This window comes from Niveispirillum sp. GW835-FHT14G11 (assembly GCF_058793615.1).
Genome location: NZ_JBXAFZ010000003.1, coordinates 156,927 through 173,161, shown reverse-complemented (window position 1 = coordinate 173,161; position 16,235 = coordinate 156,927). Strand labels below are relative to the sequence as shown.

The following is a 16,235-nucleotide window of genomic DNA, read 5'->3' as shown; positions in this document are numbered from 1 at the left end:
CGCTTCAGTCCGCGCTGCGCAGCCCGAAATGGGCGGCCGTTCGGGCGACGAGGATGCCGGCCAGGGCGCCGGCGGCGGCCGGCAAAAGCGCCACGGCCGCGGCGATCAGCCCGCGCTCCAGTACGGGCAGGGAACTGCCCGGTGGCGGATAGGCCATCAGATGCGCCAGCAGCACGCCGCCGGCCAGGCCCATCACACCCAGGGCGGCGAGCCGCGGCAGGAACAGGGCGAAGAGAAAGGCCGAGGCAGCCAGAATGGCCAGCGTTCCCGACAGCGTGTCGGCGGTCATGTCCCATAGGCCGGCGCACGCCCCCAGCAGGGCCGCCAGGCAGGAAAGGACCAGGATTTTCATCGCGAAACTCATAACCGCCACCTTGTCGTCATCGGCGCCAGCTGGCGTCCATGGACAAAGATGGAGAGAGATTGCGGCGAAACCCGGTCAAGCACCGGGCGGTGGCGGGGCGGGCCGGCGGATTTGCCATGGCCCGTCCCGCACTCACCGGACTTGTCACAGCCCATACACACGCTGCATTGTTCATGACTGTTGGTCACGATCAATGCCCTCAATCGCCGGCGCGGCCCTCCGGCCGTTTGGCGACGCGCGCATGGGCGCGCGGGCGCTCAATGCGCCAACCAACCTGCGTCGCAGGTTGGTATTATTCTGCCGCGACGATCCCGCGCGATGGCGGCGTGAACATCGCCACCTTGGGCAACGGCCGATCAGCGCGCACGGAGGCGGCGTTGGACGGCAGGTTCATGGCCGCCCGGGTCAGTTCGGCATGTTCGCGCACCAGGTTGCGCAGTACGGCCCAGTGGCGGCGGATGCTGTCTTCCACCTCGCGCAGGCGCATGTCGGGCTGGGCAGGTTCTGCCGTCAGGGCGGCAAGAATTTCCGCCAGGCCGACATTATCCTTGGCGTCGTCCAGCAGCCGCAGCCCGGCGGGCAATCCGTCGAAACCGCCGGCGGGCTTGGTCTCCTTGGTACGCAGGAAGGAGGCTGTCGGCTTGGCAACCCCCGGGCGCTGTAGTCGGTCGTGCATGTGGACCCTCCCGGTGAAAAGGACGGGAGGGTATAAGCAAGCCACATGCCGGCTTTTATCAGGAAAATTCTGCCGGGTTTCGGGGGGGGGGCAGTTTCAGGAACAGATTTACCTTCTCCCGAACAGTCTTTCGATGTCGCCCAGTTTCAATTCGACATAGGTGGGGCGGCCATGGTTGCACTGGCCGGAATGGGGCGTGGCCTCCATCTGGCGTAGCAGCGCGTTCATCTCCTCCACATTCATCGGCCGGCCGGCACGGACCGAGCCGTGACAGGCCATACGGGAGCAGATGGCGTCCAGCTTCTCCTTCAAGGCATGGGCGTCACCCATCTCCGCCAGTTCGTCGGCGATATCCTTGATCAGGCCGCGCACATCGGCACGCGCGCCCAGCATGGCCGGTACCTCCCGTACCACGATGGCCCCCGACCCGAAGCTTTCCAGGACCAGGCCCAGTTCCGCCAACTCGTCCGATCGCTCGCCCACGCGCTCGGCATCGGCGGGGTCCAGTTCCACCACTTCGGGGATCAGCAGGCCCTGCCGCTTCACTCCGCCGCCCAGCATCTCCTTCTTCATCCGCTCATAGACCAGCCGTTCATGTGCGGCGTGTTGGTCGACGATGACGATGCCATTGTCGGTCTGGGCCACGATGTAGGTCGCGTGCAACTGCGCCCGTGCGGCGCCTAAGGGAAAGCTGGGTGCGGTGGCGGCGATGGCATCGGCTTCCTCCATCCGCGCCGCCGGGGCGAAATCGGTGGGGGCAGGGGGTGCGCCCATGGGCTGCGGCGCCTGGAAATGCCAGGCGGCCTCTGCCATCTCCCGGCTTACCGGCGGCGCGGCGTGATGCTGCTGGGCATAGGGCGGCGGATTGGTGGGGCGCTGCGGTTCCCAGAGCAGGCTGCTCTGCGGGGCGATGCGCGGCGTCAGGCTGGCCAGCGTGTCGGCGGCGACGGTGGTGCTGGCGCGGTGGCCGGCGGCGGCCAGGGCATGTTTCAGGGCGCCGACGATCAGGCCGCGGATCAGCGCCTGGTCGCGGAACCGCACCTCCGTCTTGGCGGGATGGACATTCACGTCCACGTCATGCGGGTTCAGCGTCAGGAACAGGGCCAGCACGGGATGCCGGTCACGGGCCAGGAAATCGGCATAGGCGCCCCGCACCGCCCCCACCATCAGCCGGTCCTTCACCGGCCGCCCATTGACGAACAGGTACTGACCGGCCGATGTCGGCTTATTATAGGTGGGCAGACCGATATGCCCGACCAGCCGTACGCCGGCCCGTTCGGCATCCACGGGAATGGCATTCTCCTGGAACTCCCGTCCCAGCACGGCCCCCAGCCGGCCCAGGCGGGCCATCGCCGCCTCGCCCGTGCTGGCGGTCAGGCGTACCGGTGTGCGCCCGTCGTCCGTCACAGTGAAGGCGACATTTGGATGGGCCATGGCCAGGCGTTCGACCACATCGACGGCATGCTGGCTTTCGGTGCGGCTGCCCTTCAGGAATTTCAGGCGGGCCGGCGTGGCGAAGAACAGGTCCCGCACCTCCACCCGCGTGCCCAGACCGCCCGGCGCCGGGCCCACCGGATGCACTGTGCCGCCCTCTACCAGGATGGCGCTGGCATGGTCGGCATTTTCGGTACGGCTGGTGATGGTCAGGCGGCTGACGGCACCGATGCTGGGCAACGCCTCGCCCCGGAAGCCCAAGGTGCGGATGTCGGTCAGGTCGCCATCAGGCAGCTTCGACGTTGCATGCCGTTCCACCGACAGGGCCAGTTGCTCCGGCTCCATGCCGCACCCATCGTCGGCGACGGACAGCAGCGCCTTGCCGCCGTCGCGCAGGGTGACATCGATGCGCCGCGCCCCGGCATCCAGCGCATTCTCCACCAGCTCCTTCACAGCGGCGGCAGGACGCTCCACCACCTCGCCGGCGGCGATCTGGTTGACGAGATTATCGGGAAGGCGGCGGATGGTCGGCATGGGACGGTCATAGCACCGATGGGGGCTGTCCGCCAAGCCAGCCACAAGTTATGGGAAGCCGGGGTCTAGCCTGGAATCTTGATCCCTACCACTTCCGCCATCTGCTCCCGCTTGACCTTAGCGCCCGACAGACGAACCCCCGTCAGGTCCGCCTCCTTCAAATCCGCCTGCAGCAGATTGGCGAAGGACAGGTCGGCACCGGCGAAATTGGCCTTCACCAGCCGCGCGCCCGACAGGTTGGCATAGCGCAGCTTGGCGCCCGCCAGTTCGCTGCGCACGAAGCGGGTGGCGTCGATCTTCAGATAGCCCAGATTGGCCTCCGACAGATTGGCATTGCCCAGCATGGCGTCGGTCAGGTTGATGCCGCGCAGGTCGCAGCCCGACAGGTTGGCCCCGCGCAGATCGGCACCCGCCAGATTGCCCACCTGGATCTGCGCGGCCGACAGGTCCATGCCATAAAGGATGACGCCCGGTGCGTGCAGGCGTGTCAGGCAGGCATGCGACAGGCTGCCCGCGTCGCGCAGATCATATCCGGTCAGGTCCAGCGCCAGTCCCGACTGTCCCGCCGTGCCCACCCATTCGGCATGCAGCTTCAGCATCTGCTCCAGAGGGCGGGGCAGGGCGCTGGCGGGCTTGCCGGCCGGCTTGTCGGTCAAGGCCCCGGCCATGTCGGCATTGGCCATTTCCGTCATCACCAGGACCGCTCCGGTCAGCACAGCCCCCTTCAGGCTGGCGCCGCGCACATCGGCGCCCGACATGTCGGCCCCTTCCAGGATGGCGCCGTCCAGGGTGGCGTTGCGCAGGTTGGCGCGTACCAGTTTGGTCCCGCGCATCACCGCGTCGGTGAAGTCGGTATGCATGGCCACCGCACCCGACAGCTTGGCCTGTGACAGGTTGGCATTGGCCAGTTTCGCCCCCTGCATGTCGGCCGGGCTGGCATCGCTTTCCACCACCACGATCTTCAGGCTGCCATCGGCGCCGCGTTCGGCCAGCGACCCGTCGCGCAGATCGGCGCTGACCAGATTGGCACCTGTCAGGTCGGCCCCGCGCAGGCTGGCGCCGCGCAGATCGACCTTCACCAGGGACGCGCCGGTCAAGGTCGCCTCCCGCAGGTCGGCGGCGAACAGGGTGCAGCAATCCAGATTGGCGCCGGCCAGGTTGGCGCGGCGCAGGATGCAGCCGGTCAGGTCGGCATGGGCCAGGTCGCGGCCCGACAGGTTCAGCCCCGACAGGTCGTAATTGGCCAGCACGGCGCGGGCCCCGCCCATGCGGGCGTTCCGGAACATCTCGTGCCGCTTCAGGATGGCGTCCAACTGTTCCTGGGTCGCCTTGTAATGGGCCCTCTGGTCGGCCAATTTCGCTTCTCCCGGCTGGGCAATTTTCAATACATGATGAGCCATCCTTGGTCGGGATTTACAAAAATTTTATGAATCAAGGTCACTGAACAGTCCGAAACGGCGGATCAGCGCCTTCTCCGCCTCCAGCACCAGCAGCAGCAGGATGCCCGTGGACACCACCAGCAGCGCGTCCAGCAGCCCCAATGGCCTTGTGTCGAACAGCACCTGCATGAAGGGGAGATAGGTGAAGGCTGCCTGCGTCACGGTGATGACAGCCACCGCGATCAGCACAACGCGCGTGTCAATGATCCCGCGCCAGATGATGGAGCCCGCATGCAGACAACGCACATTGAACAGATAGAACACCTCCAGCACCACCAGGGTGTTGGCCACCATGGTCCGCGCCGTCTCGATGTCCAATCCTCCTGCCAGCGCATAAAAGAAGACGGAGAGGGTGCAGGCCAGGAACAGGCCGGAGACGAAAAACAGCCGCCAGACCATGAAGGGCGACAGCAGGGCCGCTTTGCCGGGCCGGGGAGGACGGCGCATGATGCCTGGTTCCGCCGGTTCGAACGCCAGCACCAGACCCAACACGACGGTGGTGACCAGATTGACCCAGAGGATCTGGGTCGCGGTCATCGGCATGGCAAAGCCGGCCAGGATGGCGGCGATGACGGTCAGCACCTCGCCCCCGTCGGCCGGCAGTGTCCAGACGATGACCTTGCGGATATTGTCATGCACCGCCCGGCCTTCCCGCACGGCGGCGACGATGGTGGCGAAGTTATCATCCAGCAGGACGATCTGCGCCGCCTCCTTCGCCGCTTCCGTGCCCTTGCCCCCCATGGCGATGCCGACATTGGCCTGTTTCAGGGACGGGGCGTCGTTCACCCCGTCCCCCGTCATGGCGACGATGCCGCCTTCGGCCTGCAGCGCCCGGACGATGCGCAGCTTATGTTCAGGGTTGGTGCGGGCAAAGACGTCGGCCCGGCTGGCCACAACGCGCAACTCACCCTCCGACAGCGGGTCCAATGCCGCCCCGGTCACCACCTCCGGTCGTTCGGCGAAGCCCAACTGGGTGGCGATGGCGGCGGCGGTGGTGCCATGGTCGCCGGTGATCATCTTCACCTTGATGCCGGCGGTGCGGCATTCGGCGATGGCGGCCACGGCTTCCGGCCGGGGGGGATCGATGAAGCCGATCAGGCCGATGAAAACCAAGCCCGCCTCCAGTCCGATGACGGACAGACGATCCAGCCCGTCCGGGGTGGGTTTCACCGCGAAGCCCAGCACGCGTTCGCCCTGTTCGGCCGCCCGGGCAATGCCGGCCTGCCAGAAGGCGACATCCAGCGGCTCCGGCCCGTCTGCACCCATTTGCGCCGCCGCCATGGACAGAAGCTTTTCCGGGGCGCCCTTCACAAAGATCCGTCCCCCTTCCGGCCCCCGGTTCAGGGTGGCCATGAAGCGGTGTTGCGCATCGAAGGGGATTTCGTCCAGGCGCGGCCACTCGCCGCGCACATGCGTGGGGTCCAGCCCGGCCTTCATCACCAGGCAGATCAGTGCCCCTTCCATCGGGTCGCCGTCCACCTGCCAGCCGGTGGCACCCTGGCGCAGTTGTGCGTCGTTGCACAGAATGGCCGTGCGCAGCAGTGGCGACGCCATGGCCAGCGATAGCACATCCTCGTCCCCGCTACCGGCGCTGAAGCTGCCTTGCGGGAGATATCCGGCCCCGCTGACCTTCACCTCATGCCGGGTCGTGATCAGACGGGTGGCCATCATCTCGTTGCGGGTCAGGGTGCCGGTCTTGTCCGAACAGATGATGGAGGTCGACCCCAGCGTCTCCACGGCCGGCAGGCGGCGGACAATGGCCTTGCGCGCCGCCATGCGCTGCACCCCGATGGCCAGGGTGATGGTGATGACGGCGGGCAGCCCCTCCGGGATGGCGCCCACGGCCAGTGCCACGACGGCGATCAACGCCTCTTCCCAGGCATAGTGCCGGACCAGAACGGCGAAGGCGAACAGCAGGGCCGCGACAATGGCGCATATCCAGGTGAAACGCCGGCCAAAGCTGTTGATCTGAACCAGAAGCGGGGTGGTGATCTCCTGCACCTGGCTGATCAGGCGGCTGATATGGCCAATCTGCGTGTCGCTGCCCGTGGCCACCACAACGCCCGTCCCCTGGCCCGCCGCCACCAGCGTGCCGGAAAACGCCATGCAGGTGCGCTCCGCCAGCGGGGTTTCCGGCGTCACCGGGGCGGTCCGCTTTTCCGATGGCATCGACTCGCCGGTCAATGCCGCTTCCTCCACCAGCAGGAAGCGGGCCTTGATCAGTCGCAGGTCGGCGGGTACGCGGTCGCCGGCCTCCAGCAGCACCAGATCACCCGGCACCAGATCGGCCGCGGGCACCGTGCCGCGCACGCCGTCGCGGATGATGTTGGCATGGGGGGAGATCATGGAGCGGATGGCGTTCAGCGCCATTTCCGCCTTGCCCTCCTGCACGAATCCGACAAGGGCGTTGAGGATGACGACGGCCAGGATGACTGCTGAGTCGATATGATGCCCCAAGGTCCAGGCGGCGATGGCGGCGGCCAGCAGGAAATAGATCAGGGCATTGTTGAATTGCGCCAGGAAGCGCAGCAGCGCGTGCCTGCCGGGGGTGGCAGGCAACTGGTTGAGACCGAAACGGTTGCGCCGCGTAGCGATCTCCGCCGCAGTCAGCCCGGCCGGCCCGCAGCCCAGTGCCGCCTGCACGTCATCGGCCGGTAATGTGTGCCAAGCCCTGTCGTCGGTTGCAACAACCGGCGAGGCCGCCATTTTGACCATTTACACCTGACTGCTATTTTGTTTCCCGGAAGTGACGCAGGGTCGGCGCGTTTCGTTCCGCAATCTTACCTGCGCTTTGATGGCATGCCGTTGATCCCTGTCAAACAGGGTTCAGTTTCCCATCCGTTCGGCCGGGCGCCGGACCAGCGCCACCAGGGCGTAGGAAATCAGCATCAGCAGGAACCAGGACCCGAACTTGGCGACGGAAACCATCGCCCATCCCTGTTTCTGGCTGGGATAGATCCAGGCGCCGGCAAAGGTACCCAGGTTTTCCGCGAACCAGATGAACAGGGCCACCAGCGCGAACCCGACCAGCAGCGGCATGCGCCGGTCCTGTTGCCACACCCGGAAATAGATCCAGCAGCGCCCGAAGATCAGCCCCGCCAGCGCGAACAGGCCCCAGCGCAGGTCCCACCAGAAATGATGCAGGAAGAAATTGGCATAGACGGCGATTGCAAAGCCCAGCACGGCCCAGAGGGGCGGATGGTGGCTGAAGCGAAAATCGAACAGCCGCCAGGCGCGCGCGATATAGGAACCGACGGCGGCATACATGAAGCCGGTGAACAGGGGCACCCCGCCGATGCGCAGGAAACTGTCCTCCGGATAGACCCAGGAGCCCATCGCTGTCTTGAAGATCTCCATGCCGGTGCCGACCAGATGGAAGATCAGGATGACCAAAGCCTCCTCCCGCGTCTCCATCCGCAGCCGGATCAGTGCCACCTGCAGCGCCAGGGCGGCGATGGTCAGGAAATCGTAGCGGGGCAGGCCGGCATCGCGCGGATAGAACAGGTAGGTGGCCAACAGCAGGGCCAGCATCAGCCCGCCATAAAGACAGGCCCAGGCCTGCTTCACCCCGAAGCGCAGGAATTCGTAGGAACCTGCCGCCCAGGGACCACGCGCCTTCGCGGCCGCGCCCAGGGCGGCCTCACGCGCGATGAACCGGGTCAGCAGAGGCCAGTCGCTGGTGGCGCTGGGCGGATGGGGTTTCAGCATGGGCCGGGGCGCTGCGCATGGGGGGAAGGAACGGGGGCTTTGTGGCAGGCGGGCGCGGCGGAAAGATGGCGTGATGCCGTCAACGTCCGATAGCGGGCACGATATCGGTGCGGCTGAAGTCTGACCCGACAAAAAGTAACGGCCAGTCCCGTTGCTTGGCCAACGCATAGGCGAAGCAATCGCCATAGTTCAAGCCTGCCGGATGGTTGCCCTTTCCCCAGCGGGCGTAAGCGGTGCCAACAGATCGGGCAAAGCGTTCATCGACCTTGACGACTTCCACGGCCAGTTCGTCAATCATCTGCTCTGCTTTCTCTGCGACACCCCGCTGGCCGGCGACAATCAGCAGTTCAGCCAAGGTGCCGGCGGAGATGGCCATATCCGGCGTGCATAGCGCCTGCATGCAGGCCACCGCGGCGGGTTCATCCAGCAGGACAGCCATGAAGGCTGATGTATCGACGACAATCATCGCGGCAGGCCGTCATCCCCATAAAGGAAATGGTCCGCCAGTTCCGCCGGCGGGCCGGCCTTGACGATGGCGGCGGATTGGCGGGCAAGATTCTGCAAAAAAGCCATGCGCCGGTTCATGTCGATGCCCGGCTTTGTGGCCATGGGCACAAGCCGGGCCACGGCATGTCCATGGCGGGTCAGGACAATATCCTCCCCCGCCTCGGCCCGCCGGACCAGTTCGGTCAACTGTGCCTTCGCATCACTGACAGGGATTTCCATGGCACACCTCCATCACATGTCCAAATATGGACCAGATAATGGTCCATGACAATGTGATGGCGGCCGCAACCTCATCCCACCTTGCCGGCATTCACCACGCCGATCAGCCCGGCCGTGCTGGCATCGTGCGCCTTGGGTGCCTCGCCCTCCAGTTCCGGCAGGATGACCTTGGCCAGTTGCTTGCCCAGTTCCACGCCCCACTGGTCGAAGCTGTTGATGTTCCAGACGATGCCCTGCACGAACACCTTGTGCTCATAGAGCGCCACCAGCATGCCCAGGCGGTAGGGGTCCAACTGGTCGACCAGGATGGTATTGGTGGGCCGGTTGCCGGTGAACACCTTGTGCGGGGCCAAGGCCTCCAGGATGTCGCCGGCCTTGCCCTCCTTCTCCAGCTCCGCCCGCACCTCGGCCGGGTTCTTGCCGCGCATCAGCGCCTCGGTCTGGGCCAGCGTGTTGGACAGCAGCATGGCATGGTGCCGGCCGTTCGGGTTCTGGCTGTTGACCGGCGCGATGAAGTCGCAGGGGATCAGGTGGGTGCCCTGGTGGATCAGCTGGTAGAAGGCATGCTGGCCGTTGGTCCCCGGCTCACCGAAGATGATGGGGCCGGTGGTGTAGTCCACCGCGTTGCCGTCACGATCCACCGACTTGCCGTTGCTCTCCATATCCAACTGCTGAAGATAGGCGGGCAGCCGGGCCAGATACTGGTCATAGGGCAGAACGGCATGGGCCGTGGCCCCCCAGAAATTGCCGTACCAGACGCCCAGCAGGCCCAGGATCACCGGCATGTTCTGTGCCAGCGGCGTGGTGCGGAAATGTTCGTCCATGGCATGGGCGCCGGCCAGCAGTTCCCCGAACTTCGACGGCCCCACCATCAGCGCGATGGGAAGGCCGATGGCGGACCACAGGCTGTAACGCCCGCCGACCCAATCCCAAAAGCCGAACATGTTGTCGGTATCGATGCCGAACTTGGACACTTCCGCGGCGTTGGTTGACACGGCCACGAAATGCTTGGCCACCCCGGCCTCGTCCCCGCCATTGGCCAGGAACCAGTCGCGCGCCGTGTGGGCGTTGGCCAGCGTCTCCTGCGTCGTGAAGGTCTTGGACGCGATGATGAACAGGGTGGTAGCGGGATCGACGTGGCGCAGCACCTCAGCAATGTGGGTGCCGTCGACGTTGGAGACGAAATGCGCCTGCAAATGCGGGTGGTGCCACGGGGTCAGCGCCTGGGTCACCATCACCGGCCCCAGATCGGACCCGCCGATGCCGATATTGACGATGTCGGTGATGGGCTGCCCGTCGAAGCCGCGCCATTCGCCGTCGCGCACCTTGTGGCAGAAGGCATACAGGCGGGCGAGCACATCATACACGCTCGGCATAACGTCCTGCCCATCCACCAGGATCGGGCGGTCGACACGGTTGCGCAGGGCCACATGCAGGACGGCGCGGTCCTCGGTGATGTTGATGCGCTGGCCACTGAACATGGCGTCGCGCATCTCCTCCAGCTTCTGCTGCTCTGCCAGATCGATCAGCAGCGACAGCGTTTCATCCGTCACGCGGTTCTTGGCATAATCCAGCAGCATGCCGTCGACCGTGATGCGATAACGGTCGAAGCGGACGGGGTCGGTGGCGAACAGGTCGCGCATCGTCACCCCATCCAGGGTGCTGCGGTGGGCGGCCAGGGCCTGCCAGGCGGGGGAACGGGTCAGGGCGGACATAGGGGCTCTCTCCGGCCGAAGCGTGACGGTCTGCCTGCGATTGATAGCATGCCCGATCAGGCCGACAAGCCCGCAACCACGACAAAATCCGCGATGGTTACCGATTTCGACGATGCGTGGTCGTGTTGCGACAGTAAAGATATCCGGCTGACATTCATGTAACTGCGTTACATTACGCGATCTGCTCAGAACGCCTCCGGATCGCCTTCGAACGGGGTGATCGCCCCGACCCGATAGCCCTTGTCTTGGTTGAAGCGCATGCCGGCCTTGGCCATGGCCATCTTTTCGCTGGCGGCCCAGACCATGTAGCGTCGGCCCGATTTCCAGGAAAGGGTCACCTCTTCGGGCGCATTACGGGCAAGGTTGTTGAAGTCGGGATGGCTGATGGACAGGACGTAGGCCATGTCGCCGACATTCTTGCGCTCGTCGAAGACATAAATCTGCGCTTCCATGGATTTGTCGTGTTCGGCCTGGACTTCGCCCTGGTCGATCTGGCTGTTCAGACGTACCAACTCTTCGCGCATCTGCCGCTCCTCGCGCCGCAATGCCAGTGTGGCGGCTGCGCGTTCGCGCACGGCCCTGCTGGCATTGCCTACGCGGTTTTGCTGGCCCTCATGCATCTTGCGGGCACGGCGCAGGCGCTTGCGGGTATGGGCGGTCATCTGCAGGGCAACGACCCCGCCGCCTAGAATGCCGAACCAGAGCGGCAGACTGTCGAAAAGGGCGGCCAGCATCAGTTCAGCCCCCGTTCATGCGCCGCGGCGTGCAGTTCCGCACTCTCCAGCGCCGTCAAATCCTCTTCTCCACCGCTATTCGGTTCAGAGATTTCGGCGATGAAGAAGCCGGTAGCGGGCGGGAAGGCCTTCTCCGCCAGGATCTTGGCATCGCCGATGGTCGGGGCCCAGATCACCGCCTGCTGGGTGCGTGACCAGCCGCGTGACAGGAACGGATGTTCCTTCTGGTCCATCTGGGCGCGTTGCACATGGCGGTTCACGATCTGCGCGACGAATTTGCGCGCCGGCCGTTCCGCCCGCAGAAAGGCGTCCTCCTCCCCCAGCGCGCGCATCAGCTGTGACCGGGCGACCTTCAGGTCCATGATCTTCTTATTGACCATGTAATGCCGGCGGCGGGCGGACTTCACCTCGGCATCCAGCTTCACCAGCATGGGCAGCATCTTGTCCTTTCGCGCCTGCAGGCGCTGGGCCAGGATGTTCAGCTTCTGCATGCGCCCGTCCAGGCCCACGCCCTGCTGCCGGTTGCGAATGGCATTCTCCGCAGCGCTGGCGATGCCGGACCCTAAAAGATAGGCGATACCGGAGATCACGAAGAAGGCGATCACCGCTTCGGTAAGTTTTTCGAGCATGCTTGACGGTCCCCGGCGGCCATGCTGGACGCCAGATTGATTATAGATCGAAGCCTGGGGTTGGCGGAAGATTTTGTTAACCGTGTGCGAACGGGGCGGATGCCCTTGGCCGTTGGCGGAGACCAACCGACAGACGATGCGACAGGGAAAAAAGAAAACCCGCCGGCCCGGGGCGGGGCGGCGGGTTGAAGGCGGGGTCGTCGGCGGGATGGGAAAGGGATGGAACCCATCCGCCACTGAACGGGGAACGGTCAGTGATCAGATCCTATACCGGCGGGGGCGGTACGCCACTGTGACCCTGGTCACGCCGTGCGCAGATCAATCAGATCGCCATGCAGGGCGCAGGCGGGCACCGCAAATTCCACGATGGCGCGGGCCGTTTCGGCCGGCGTGGCGATGGTCGCCGGGTCTTCGCCAGGGAATGCCTTGGCGCGCAGGCCGGTGGCCACGGGACCGGGATCGACCAGATTGATGCGCAGTCTGGTGTTCAGCGTCTCTGCGGCCCAGGTGCGGGCCATCATGTCCAACGCGGCCTTGGATGCGGCATAGGCCGACCAATAGGCCGTGGGCTCACGCCCCACCCGGTCGGTCAGGAATATCGCGCGGCCGGCATCCGACAGACGCAGCAGCGGGTCGGTGGTGCGGATCAGGCGCATGGCGGCGGCGATGGACACACCCATGACCTTGTCCCAGTCCTTGGGGTCGGAATGGGCGATGGGACCCAACGTGCCCAACTGGCCCGCGGCATGAACCAGCACATCCAGGCGGCCGAACCGCTCGTAAAGGGCCGGGCCCAGGCTATCCAGCTTGGCGCTGTCCATCAGGTCCTGGGGGATGATGGTGGCAGCCCCGCCCAGCGACTTGATTCGGTCATCCAACTCCTCCAGCGCGCCTAGCGTGCGGGCCAGAAGCACGACATGGGCCCCCTCACGCGCCAGCTGCTCGGCTACGGCGGCACCGATACCGCGCGAGGCGCCGGTGACAAGCGCGACGCGATCAGTCAGGCGCGGATTGGGAAGGGCGGCAGCACCGGTCATGGCAGATCTCTTCAAACTGAATTGCGCGGTTGATTACCGCATTCACGCGCAAGGCGACAAGCGGCGGATCGCCGCTATGCCCCGTTTGGTTATCATTACGAGGTCGAAATGAAATGGGGGAGGTGTTCAACACCTCCCCCATTTCATTGCGTATGTGGAACAAGCCTTACGACTTGCGGCTCCACCAGCCTCGCTTCGGCTTTTCAGCCGACGGGTTGACCTCTGTGGCCGGTTCCGCCGGGGTCGGTACCTCTTCGGCAACCGGCTCCGCGACCGCTTCCACCACCGTCTCGGCCACGGTCTCAGCCGGCGCGGCCTCCGCCTCGGCAGCCTTCTTGCGGCTGCGGGTAGCACGCTTCTTCGGGGCCGGGGCTTCCTCCGCCACAGGGGCGGCGGGTGCTTCCTCGACCAGCACGGGGGCCGGCTCCAGCACCGGTGCGTCGGCCGGCGCGGCTTCAGCTTCCGCAACCTTCTTGCGGCTGCGGGTTGCCCGCTTCTTCGGGGCCGGGGCTTCCTCCGCCACAGGGGCGACGGGCGCTTCCTCGACCAGGACGGGGGCCGGCTCCAGCACCGGTGCCTCAGCCGGCGCGGCTTCGGCGTCCGCGACCTTCTTGCGGCTACGGGTGGCGCGCTTCTTGGGCGCCGGGGCGTCTTCCGCCGCAGGCTCCGTCACGACCGGTTCGTCAGCAACAGCGGGGTCCACGGCAGCAGCAGTGGGTGCCGTCTCAGCTGCCGCCGAGACGTCGCCCTCGGCCGCGGCCTCCTCGTCGCCCTCATCCTCACCGGCGGAATCGGTCGTTCCATCCTCCCGACGGCCCCGCCGACGACCACCACGCTTGCCGCGACGACGCTTCTTGCCGCGCGCATCCTCGTCTTCGCCGGCCACGGGAGCAGCCGGGGGCTCACCCTCGCTGGCCTCGGTGACGTCGCCCTCAATGGCGGCTTCGGCTTCCTCGCCGGACTCGCTTTCGGTCTCATCTTCGGCCTCACCGCCCTCGGACGTACCACCATTTTCGCCGCGTTCCCCGCGGCGGCGGCGGCGGCGGCGGCGGCGGCCGCGGATGTCGCGGTCACCGTCCCGGTCGGCACGACCCTCACCGCGACCCTGGGGCTTGGCTTCCTCGGCCTCGTCTTCCGCCTCGATCTCGGCGGCTTCCTCGGCTTCGGCTTCCTCGATCTCGATGGCGCGTTCGGTCTGGGCCATCACCCGCTCCGCGCTGACCGGGGCCGCGGTGACCAGATCATCGGCGGCGGTGCGTGCGCGCAGACGATCGATATGATGGTTGGGGCCGATCAGCTTGTCGTCACCCTGCAGGTAGACGCGCAGCCCATGACGCCGCTCGATATCCGCCAGCGCCTCGCGCTTGTGGTTCAGGATATAGAGCGTGACATGGCTGGCGCAGGTCACCGTAATCTCGGCCGACCGCTTGCGGATGCCCTCTTCCTCCACGGCGCGCAGTACGGCGAGAGCGGCGCTCTCCAGGCTGCGGACCATGCCGGTGCCTTCGCAATGCGGGCAGCGTTCGAAGTTGATTTCCTGCAACGAGGGGCGCAGCCGCTGACGCGACAGTTCCAGCAGGCCGAAGGCAGAGATGCGACCCAGCTGGATGCGGGCCCGGTCGGCCTTCATCGCTTCCTTGATGCGCTTCTCGACCGCTGCATTGTTGCGCGGGTCTTCCATGTCGATGAAATCGACTACGACCAGACCGGCTAGATCGCGCAGGCGCAGCTGGCGGGCTACCTCTTCGGCGGCCTCCAGGTTGGTGCGCACCGCCGTCTCTTCGATATTCCGCTCCTTGGTGGAACGGCCCGAATTGACGTCGATGGCGACCAAGGCCTCGGTCTGGTTGATGACGATGTATCCGCCCGACCGCAGCTGGACGATGGGGTTGAACATCGTCTCGATCGCCCCTTCCACCTGGAACCGGTGGTACAGCGGGATGGAGGTGTCGTTATAGAGCTGGATCTTCTTGGCATGGCTGGGCATCAGCATGCGCATGAAGTCCTTGGCCACCCGGAAGCCGGCCTCACCCTCGACATGCACTTCGTCGATGTCGCTGGAATAGAGGTCGCGGATGGTGCGCTTGATGAGGTTGGCTTCCTCATAGATCAGCGCCGGTGCGACGGACTGCAAGGTCGTCTCGCGGATGCTGTCCCAAAGGCGCATCAGGTATTCAAGGTCACGGCGGATTTCCGGCTTGGACCGCTCGATACCCGCGGTGCGCAGGATGACCGACATGCCCGACGGGATATCGAAATCCTCCAGCATCTCCTTCAGGCGCTTGCGGTCGGCCGGGTTGGTGATCTTGCGGCTGATGCCGCCGCCGCGCGGCGTATTGGGCATCAGCACGGCATAGCGGCCGGGCAGCGACAGGAAAGTGGTCAGCGCGGCCCCCTTGTTGCCACGCTCCTCTTTCGTCACCTGCACCAGCAGGATCTGGCGGCGCTTGATAACTTCCTGAATCTTGTAGGATTTCAGGGGGCGGCGGCGCTGCTGGTTGCTGCTGTGGTGGTGATGGGGACGCTCCTCCACCTCCTCCTCGACGCTTTCCTCAGCACCCTCAACCGCGGCGGGCTGGGGGCGATAGCGGCGGTTGCGCTCGCGGCCCGACGAATGCACGAAGGGCGAACCTTCGCCGGTATCTGCGGTTTCGCCATCGGCGTCACCGCCGACATGTTCACCCTCGGTCGCAATACCCTCGGCATCGCCGGCTTCAACGACTTCGGCGGCGATCAGGGGCTCACCCGCATCCTCGGCCACGATGGGGGCCGGGGCCGCACCGCCGATTTCTTCAGGCGGCAGGGTGGGGGGCGCTTCCTCGATATGGCCGTTCTCGGCGATATCATCCTCGCCACGCTCGGCGCGGGCCTCCCGCTCCTCCGCCAGCTCCTGCTGCTCGCGCAGCAGCGCCTCGCGGTCGGCGACCGGGATGCGGTAATAGTCGGGGTGGATTTCGGAAAAGGCCAGGAAACCGTGCCGGTTGCCGCCATATTCCACGAAGGCCGCCTGGAGCGACGGTTCGACCCGGATGACCCGGGCCAGATAGATATTGCCCTTGAGCTGCTTCCTGGAGGCGATTTCGAAATCGAGCTCTTCCAGGCGGTTACCATTGACCACAACGACCCGGGTTTCCTCCGGATGCGTGGCATCGACAAGCATACGCTTGGCCATATGTCTTCCCCGTGGCAAAGGGCACCGCAGCCTCCGCGCGACGGGACGGAACAACGGGCCTTGCCAC

13 protein-coding genes are annotated in these 16,235 nt (G+C 65.7%); all 13 read right to left on the bottom strand.

The genetic code is table 11. The annotated features are described in order from the left end of the window. Positions 1–4 precede the first annotated feature (4 nt). The 13 genes from AC1Q7F_RS07130 to AC1Q7F_RS07070 all read right to left on the bottom strand — a co-directional run bounded on the left by AC1Q7F_RS07130 (position 5) and on the right by AC1Q7F_RS07070 (position 16,168). Positions 5–364 carry a hypothetical protein gene (locus tag AC1Q7F_RS07130; RefSeq protein ID WP_492505208.1) on the bottom strand — a complete coding sequence of 120 codons (360 nt, stop codon included), beginning with the start codon at positions 362–364 and terminating at the stop codon, positions 5–7. Between the two features lie 292 nt (positions 365–656). Further along, complete coding sequence (locus tag AC1Q7F_RS07125; RefSeq protein ID WP_492505206.1) at positions 657–1,040, bottom strand: hypothetical protein; 384 nt, start codon at positions 1,038–1,040, stop codon at positions 657–659. A 108-nt stretch (positions 1,041–1,148) separates the two neighbouring features. After that, complete coding sequence (mutL, locus tag AC1Q7F_RS07120; protein WP_492505204.1) at positions 1,149–3,008, bottom strand: DNA mismatch repair endonuclease MutL; 1,860 nt, start codon at positions 3,006–3,008, stop codon at positions 1,149–1,151. 65 nt (positions 3,009–3,073) lie between these two features. Then, the gene (locus AC1Q7F_RS07115; protein ID WP_492505202.1) at positions 3,074–4,363 is read right to left on the bottom strand and encodes a pentapeptide repeat-containing protein; all 1,290 of its coding nucleotides are present in this window, start codon (positions 4,361–4,363) and stop codon (positions 3,074–3,076) included. A 69-nt stretch (positions 4,364–4,432) separates the two neighbouring features. Further along, complete coding sequence (locus AC1Q7F_RS07110) at positions 4,433–7,162, bottom strand: cation-transporting P-type ATPase (protein ID WP_492505200.1); 2,730 nt, start codon at positions 7,160–7,162, stop codon at positions 4,433–4,435. Between the two features lie 111 nt (positions 7,163–7,273). Beyond that, the gene (locus AC1Q7F_RS07105) at positions 7,274–8,155 is read right to left on the bottom strand and encodes a DUF817 domain-containing protein (RefSeq protein ID WP_492505198.1); all 882 of its coding nucleotides are present in this window, start codon (positions 8,153–8,155) and stop codon (positions 7,274–7,276) included. 79 nt (positions 8,156–8,234) lie between these two features. Then, entirely contained in the window at positions 8,235–8,621 is a 387-nt protein-coding gene (locus AC1Q7F_RS07100) for a type II toxin-antitoxin system VapC family toxin (protein WP_492505196.1), read from the bottom strand. Next, positions 8,618–8,881, bottom strand: a complete 264-nt coding sequence (locus AC1Q7F_RS07095) for a type II toxin-antitoxin system Phd/YefM family antitoxin (RefSeq protein WP_492505194.1) — start codon at positions 8,879–8,881, stop codon at positions 8,618–8,620. Before AC1Q7F_RS07095 ends, AC1Q7F_RS07100 begins: the two co-directional genes overlap by 4 nt. Positions 8,882–8,952: 71 nt before the next feature. Continuing rightward, positions 8,953–10,596, bottom strand: coding sequence for a glucose-6-phosphate isomerase (pgi, locus tag AC1Q7F_RS07090; RefSeq protein WP_492505192.1), 1,644 nt, complete (start codon positions 10,594–10,596; stop codon positions 8,953–8,955). 185 nt (positions 10,597–10,781) lie between these two features. After that, positions 10,782–11,330 (bottom strand): hypothetical protein, encoded by a 549-nt coding sequence (locus AC1Q7F_RS07085; protein ID WP_492505190.1) that lies wholly within the window; start codon positions 11,328–11,330, stop codon positions 10,782–10,784. Continuing rightward, positions 11,330–11,959 (bottom strand): hypothetical protein, encoded by a 630-nt coding sequence (locus tag AC1Q7F_RS07080; protein WP_492505189.1) that lies wholly within the window; start codon positions 11,957–11,959, stop codon positions 11,330–11,332. Before AC1Q7F_RS07080 ends, AC1Q7F_RS07085 begins: the two co-directional genes overlap by 1 nt. 302 nt (positions 11,960–12,261) lie before the next feature. Next, on the bottom strand, positions 12,262–12,996 hold the full coding sequence (locus AC1Q7F_RS07075; protein WP_492505187.1) for an SDR family NAD(P)-dependent oxidoreductase: 735 nt from the start codon (positions 12,994–12,996) through the stop codon (positions 12,262–12,264). A 166-nt stretch (positions 12,997–13,162) separates the two neighbouring features. Next, complete coding sequence (locus tag AC1Q7F_RS07070) at positions 13,163–16,168, bottom strand: Rne/Rng family ribonuclease (protein ID WP_492505185.1); 3,006 nt, start codon at positions 16,166–16,168, stop codon at positions 13,163–13,165. Positions 16,169–16,235: the final 67 nt, after the last annotated feature.

What these genes read in the sequence shown, in the direction of transcription:
- AC1Q7F_RS07130 (WP_492505208.1), bottom strand. Translation starts at nt 364, where the DNA reads ATGAGTTTCGCGATGAAAATCCTGGTCCTTTCCTGCCTGGCGGCCCTG.
- AC1Q7F_RS07125 (WP_492505206.1), bottom strand. Translation starts at nt 1,040, where the DNA reads ATGCACGACCGACTACAGCGCCCGGGGGTTGCCAAGCCGACAGCCTCC.
- mutL (WP_492505204.1), bottom strand. Translation starts at nt 3,008, where the DNA reads ATGCCGACCATCCGCCGCCTTCCCGATAATCTCGTCAACCAGATCGCC.
- AC1Q7F_RS07110 (WP_492505200.1), bottom strand. Translation starts at nt 7,162, where the DNA reads ATGGTCAAAATGGCGGCCTCGCCGGTTGTTGCAACCGACGACAGGGCT.
- AC1Q7F_RS07105 (WP_492505198.1), bottom strand. Translation starts at nt 8,155, where the DNA reads ATGCTGAAACCCCATCCGCCCAGCGCCACCAGCGACTGGCCTCTGCTG.
- AC1Q7F_RS07100 (WP_492505196.1), bottom strand. Translation starts at nt 8,621, where the DNA reads ATGATTGTCGTCGATACATCAGCCTTCATGGCTGTCCTGCTGGATGAA.
- AC1Q7F_RS07095 (WP_492505194.1), bottom strand. Translation starts at nt 8,881, where the DNA reads ATGGAAATCCCTGTCAGTGATGCGAAGGCACAGTTGACCGAACTGGTC.
- pgi (WP_492505192.1), bottom strand. Translation starts at nt 10,596, where the DNA reads ATGTCCGCCCTGACCCGTTCCCCCGCCTGGCAGGCCCTGGCCGCCCAC.
- AC1Q7F_RS07085 (WP_492505190.1), bottom strand. Translation starts at nt 11,330, where the DNA reads ATGCTGGCCGCCCTTTTCGACAGTCTGCCGCTCTGGTTCGGCATTCTA.
- AC1Q7F_RS07080 (WP_492505189.1), bottom strand. Translation starts at nt 11,959, where the DNA reads ATGCTCGAAAAACTTACCGAAGCGGTGATCGCCTTCTTCGTGATCTCC.
- AC1Q7F_RS07075 (WP_492505187.1), bottom strand. Translation starts at nt 12,996, where the DNA reads ATGACCGGTGCTGCCGCCCTTCCCAATCCGCGCCTGACTGATCGCGTC.
- AC1Q7F_RS07070 (WP_492505185.1), bottom strand. Translation starts at nt 16,168, where the DNA reads ATGGCCAAGCGTATGCTTGTCGATGCCACGCATCCGGAGGAAACCCGG.